The 4664-nt window shown below is 68.2% G+C and carries 6 protein-coding genes; 3 read left to right on the top strand and 3 right to left on the bottom strand.

All coding sequences use genetic code 11. The features are described from left to right. Positions 1 to 239: Atu4866 domain-containing protein (locus DAT37_RS19310; RefSeq protein ID WP_232839859.1), on the top strand; the 239-nt coding region annotated here is incomplete at its 5' end. Positions 240 to 378: 139 nt separating this feature from the next. Here the strand turns inward: DAT37_RS19310 and DAT37_RS19305 are convergent. Beyond that, positions 379 to 591 carry a hypothetical protein gene (locus DAT37_RS19305; RefSeq protein WP_198654352.1) on the bottom strand — a complete coding sequence of 71 codons (213 nt, stop codon included), beginning with the start codon at positions 589 to 591 and terminating at the stop codon, positions 379 to 381. A gap of 541 nt (positions 592 to 1132) precedes the next feature. Between DAT37_RS19305 and istA the strand changes: the two genes are divergently transcribed. Together istA and istB are read left to right on the top strand one after the other, a co-directional pair. Then, positions 1133 to 2611: an IS21 family transposase gene (gene istA, locus DAT37_RS19300; protein WP_109526210.1), complete on the top strand. Its 1479-nt coding sequence runs from the start codon at positions 1133 to 1135 to the stop codon at positions 2609 to 2611. Further along, positions 2608 to 3387, top strand: a complete 780-nt coding sequence (istB, locus tag DAT37_RS19295; protein WP_109526207.1) for an IS21-like element helper ATPase IstB — start codon at positions 2608 to 2610, stop codon at positions 3385 to 3387. The genes istA and istB overlap by 4 nt, the downstream gene beginning before the upstream one ends. A gap of 351 nt (positions 3388 to 3738) precedes the next feature. Here istB and DAT37_RS44940 read toward each other — a convergent pair whose 3' ends face one another. Both DAT37_RS44940 and DAT37_RS44935 read right to left on the bottom strand, forming a co-directional pair. Next, positions 3739 to 4245, bottom strand: coding sequence for a transposase (locus DAT37_RS44940; protein ID WP_198654351.1), 507 nt, complete (start codon positions 4243 to 4245; stop codon positions 3739 to 3741). A 70-nt stretch (positions 4246 to 4315) separates the two neighbouring features. After that, positions 4316 to 4664, bottom strand: a 349-nt coding sequence (locus DAT37_RS44935) for a transposase (protein WP_232839858.1), incomplete at its 5' end; no start/stop codon positions are given.

Raw genomic sequence — 4664 nt, 5'->3', positions numbered from 1 at the left:
CGGCCGCTCCGCACCCCTATGTGGGCATGTGGGTGACCGCCGACGGCCGCATCCGCCAGGAACTCCTGCCCAACGGCCGTTACGAGGAGGAACGCGACGGCCGCAAGCGTGCCTACACCGGGCGCTACGTCGTCACCGGCACCCACCTCGACTACTTCGACGACCTCGGCTTCACCGCCACGGGCGACGTCCGCGACGGCGTGCTCTACCACGAGCACCTCGTCCTGTACCGCGAGTAGCTCGTGGACACGTCACCGAAGGGAACTGCTGCGGCACCACCGCACAACCCGTCGCCATCGGGACTGCTCACACGGCGCCGTCTGGTACCTCGAAGACGACGATCCAGGCCGCCTCGTCCCTGCCCGTTGACGCGCGGGGTCAGGTGGCGGCGCAGGTGTCGTGGGTGGCGGCGATGCCGTCGATCGCCTCAGCGCCACCATGTCCGCCCGCGACCGCCAGCGCGTACTGGACCCGGGCCGACACGGTGTGCTCAAGCACCTGACGACGCGTCGACTGACGCACATACACCACCGCCATCCGGTCGGTGTGCTCGCGGCCCACCTTCCCCAGCGATTCCTGAGACGCGCTCATCGCCCTGCTCATCAACGGCGCCCGTCAGGCTCGCCGCCGGCGTGATAACCGTCGCTCCACCGCTCCACGAGCAGCGCCAGCATCCGAATCGCCGCAATCCGACCCGTTTCCGGCAAATCGCCCCATCCGATGGGCGAGGAGGTTGCCGGCCGGGTCGTGGAAAGCCCCGGCTTACCCTCCGATCGCCGACTGACGCTGATGCCGCACCCCCTTTCCGCGGGGCGCTCTGCTCCTTGAGCCGCTGGACGACAGACTCCCGACCTGGTACCTCAGGAGATCTGGGCCTACCTGCTTACCCACTGGGCCCTGGCCACCTTGATCTGTGTCGCGGCCACCACCGCGGAATCGACCCCGACCGGATTGTCCGTGGCCATGTAAAAGTCCCCACAGGTGGCCAGTTCGAGGTCACCACTGGTGGCCGGTTTAGGTCCCCACTTCTCTTACGCGCTGTTCGCGTGTCGCGAGGAGGGGTGTGCCCTGAGCGGTGATCGTGACGGTGTCAGCCAGTCACGAGATCACCGCTCAGGGGGTCTGCCCGGCCATGAAGTCTTCGGGGGAAGTCATGGACATCATCGCCGCCTACCGTGAGGTGGGCACCTATCGCGGGGCCGCCGAGATGTGCGGTACCACGCACAAGACCGTCAAACGCATCATCGAGCGGGCGCTAGCCGGGGACAAGCCGCCGGGCCGCAGACGGCGCGAGCACAACTTCGATACGGTCGCCGATCTGGTGGCCGAGAAGATCAAGAGCACGGCCGGGAAGATCTCGGCCAAACGGCTGCTGCCCCTGGCCCAGGCTGCAGGGTATGAGGGATCGGCGCGTAACTTCCGCCGCCTGGTGGCCGAGGCGAAGAAGACATGGCGGCGCGATCACCATCGCGGGCGGCGGCCGGCGGTCTGGACGCCGGGCGAGATGCTGGTCATCGACTGGGGGGATGCGGGCGGCGGGCTGCACGTGTTCTGCGCGGTGCTGGCCTGGTCGCGGGTGCGGTTCGTCCGTTTCGCCGACAACGAGCGGGCCACCACTACGCTGGCGTTGCTGGCCGAATGCTTCGAGGAACTCGGCGGGGTGCCCAAGGTGGTGCTGGCCGATCGGATGGGCTGTCTGAAGGGTGGCGTGGTCGCCAACAAGGTCATCCCCGCCTCTGACTACGTGCGCTTCGCCACCCATTACGCCTTCCGGCCGGACTGGTGCGAGGCCGCCGACCCGGAATCGAAGGGCATCGTGGAGCACTTGGTCGGCTATGCCAAACGTGATCTGGTCGTGCCGCTGGCGCCCTTCAATGACCTGATCGCCGCCAACGTGGCCGCCCGCCAGTGGTGCGCCGAGGTCAACACCGTGACGCACTCGGAGATCTGCGCGGTCCCCGCCGAGCGCCTGGCCGGTGAGCGGGAGCTGCTGACCGCTCTGCCGTCGCTGCGGCCGGCGATCGGCAAGGCGCCCATCACCCGCAAGGTCGACCGGCTGTCTTGCGTGCGGTTCGGCTCGGCCCGCTACTCGGTGCCCACGCGGCTGATCGGCGCCCGCGTGGCGATCAGTGAACAGCAGGGCAAGCTGCTGATCTGCGACCTGGCCACCGGTGAGATCGTCGCCGACCATCTGGCGGTCGCACCCGGTGAGGCGTCGGTGGCCGATGAGCACTACGGCGGGCCCCGGCCCGCACCACGCCGCGCCGCCCGGCCTCGGACCGCGGCGGAGAAGGCGTTCCTGGCACTCGGCCCGGCGGCCGAATCGTTCCTGACCGGCTCAGCCGCCGCGGGCAACACCCGGCTGACCGGCGACCTGGTCGAGTTGGCCGGCCTGCGGGCCGCGCACGGCGAGCAGGCACTCATCGCGGCGCTGGAACGGGCAGTGTCCTTCCGCCGCTGGCGGGCCGAGGACGTGCGCTCGATCCTGGCCGCGGGCGCGGGGGCCCCGCAGCCGGCACCCGCCGGCGATGCGCTGATCCTGGAGCTGCCGCCGGTCCCGACCCGGTCGCTGGCCGAGTACACCCTGGACAAGATCGGACAGGTGTCATGACCGCACCCACACCCGCGCCGCTGGCCGCCGACCTCGACGGCGGGCTGCGCCGCTTGAAGCTGTCCGCCATCCGGCGACTGGCGCCCGAACTGCTGGTCACCGCCCGCACGCAGCGCTGGAACCCCGAGGAGTTCCTGCGCACGCTCATCGACGCCGAACTGGCGGCGCGTGATGCCTCCAACGCCCGCGCCCGGATGAAGGCCGCCGCCTTCCCCGTGCTCAAGACCATCGAGGAGTTCAACGTCGCGGCCTCCTCGATCCCGAAGGCGACCTTCGACTATCTCGCCTCGCTGGAGTGGGTCCGAGCGGCGGAGAACTACTGCGCGGTCGGCCCGGCCGGCACCGGCAAATCCCACAGCCTCATCGCCCTGGGCGTCGCCGCCATCCAGGCCGGCCACAAGGTCCGCTACTTCACCGCCGCCGAACTGGTCGAAACCCTCTATCGCGGGCTGGCCGACAACTCCGTCGGCCGCGTCATCGAGAACCTGCTACGCGCCGACCTGATCATCATCGACGAGGTCGGCTTCGCCCCGCTCGATGACACCGGCGCCCAACTGCTGTTCCGCCTCGTCGCCGCCGCCTACGAGCGCCGCGCGCTCGGCATCGGCTCGCACTGGCCCTTCGACCAATGGGGACGCTTCCTGCCCGAACACACCACCGCCGTCAGCCTGCTGGACCGGCTCCTGCACCACAGCATCGTCGTGGTCACCGAGGGCGAGTCCTTCCGCATGAAACAGGCACGAACCAGGACACCAGCACGCCTCACCAAGAAGTAGTCAACTACGAAGACCCGGGGACATCTACATGGCCATCAGCGGCGACACGCACTTGGCCGTTGACACGGATCAAGTTCCTGGCCACCCTGCGCATCGTGCGCCGCTCAGTCACCGACCGGGCGGCCTTTCCCCCCTGAGCCCCACGACGACCTTTGGACCCGCACCGTCCTGCGGGTCAGCTGACCTCGAAACCGCAACCCCGCCCGCCGTCACCGCAGCTACCCCCGAGCCGTCAGGCGCACCCGACGAAGCAGCTACAGAGAACGCCGCCCCTCCGACAAGGGCATCCGGTACACCGGTCCCCCACCGTGGCCCTCCTCCCTCGGTAAGTGCCCGTGTACAAACTGATCGTCAGGTCGGTTTGAGAGATGTGGATCGCGCGAGTCGTCGTCCCGTGAGGATGATCATCGCCCACAAGACCATGGTCTTGTGGTGCTCGGATAACCGTTCATGGTCACGTACGCACCGCCTGCGCTGGGAGATCCACGACAGCCTCCTCTCTACCACCCACCTGCGAGGAAGGACCATCAAGCCGCTGACATCGTCGCTGTGCTTGACGATCGCCAGAGTGAGCCGGACGTGCTTTCGGGCCCAGGTCACGAGCTTGCCGACGTAGGCGCTGTCGGCCCAGATCAGCACGATCCGCTCGTACCAATCGCGCAGACGCGCCAGCGCGGGCTTGGCGCCGTCGCGGTCCTGGACGCCGGCGGCGGTGACGATGACGACCAGCAGCAGGCCCAGGGGTGTCCACGATGACGTGCCGCTTGGTGCCCTGCACCTTCTTGGCCGCGTCATATCCGCGCGAGCTGGCGGCGACGTCTCGGCGGCCCGCAGCGACGGCGAGTCGATGATCCCCACGCTGGGTTCCGGATCGCGCCCGTCGGCTATCCGGACCTGTTCGCGCAGGTCATTGTGGAGATCATAGAGACTACCGTCCTGCCACCAGCGAGTGAAGATCGCATGGACGGGTGCGCCAGGGCACCAGGAAGTCGGCGGGTAGATTGCGCCACTTGCAGCCATTGTCGACCACGTACCGGATGGCATCCATGATCAGGCGACGGCAGTACTTCTCGGGTCGTCCGCCGTTGCCGTGTAACCAGACCGGCCAGGGCATCAACGACTTGATGACCTGCCATTCTTCGTCACTCATGTCGGTGGTGAGGCCGAGTGATGTCTCGTGGCAGGTGTCGTTGTCCCTGGTGATGCCCCTGACGTTCACCTCCATCCGAGCACCCCGCCTTATGCGATTCAGGTCACGAGCTTCCACTGCCGCCATG

It is taken from the genome of Nocardia aurea (assembly GCF_003123685.1).
Classification (GTDB): Bacteria; Actinomycetota; Actinomycetes; order Mycobacteriales; family Mycobacteriaceae; genus Nocardia; species Nocardia aurea.
Note: the sequence above shows the minus strand (reverse complement) of the source record. Positions and strands in the feature narration are given on the sequence as shown.

Coding starts and splice junctions, on each gene's coding strand:
- istB (WP_109526207.1), top strand. CDS start 2,608: ATGACCGCACCCACACCCGCGCCGCTGGCCGCCGACCTCGACGGCGGG.
- DAT37_RS19305 (WP_198654352.1), bottom strand. CDS start 591: ATGAGCGCGTCTCAGGAATCGCTGGGGAAGGTGGGCCGCGAGCACACC.
- istA (WP_109526210.1), top strand. CDS start 1,133: ATGAAGTCTTCGGGGGAAGTCATGGACATCATCGCCGCCTACCGTGAG.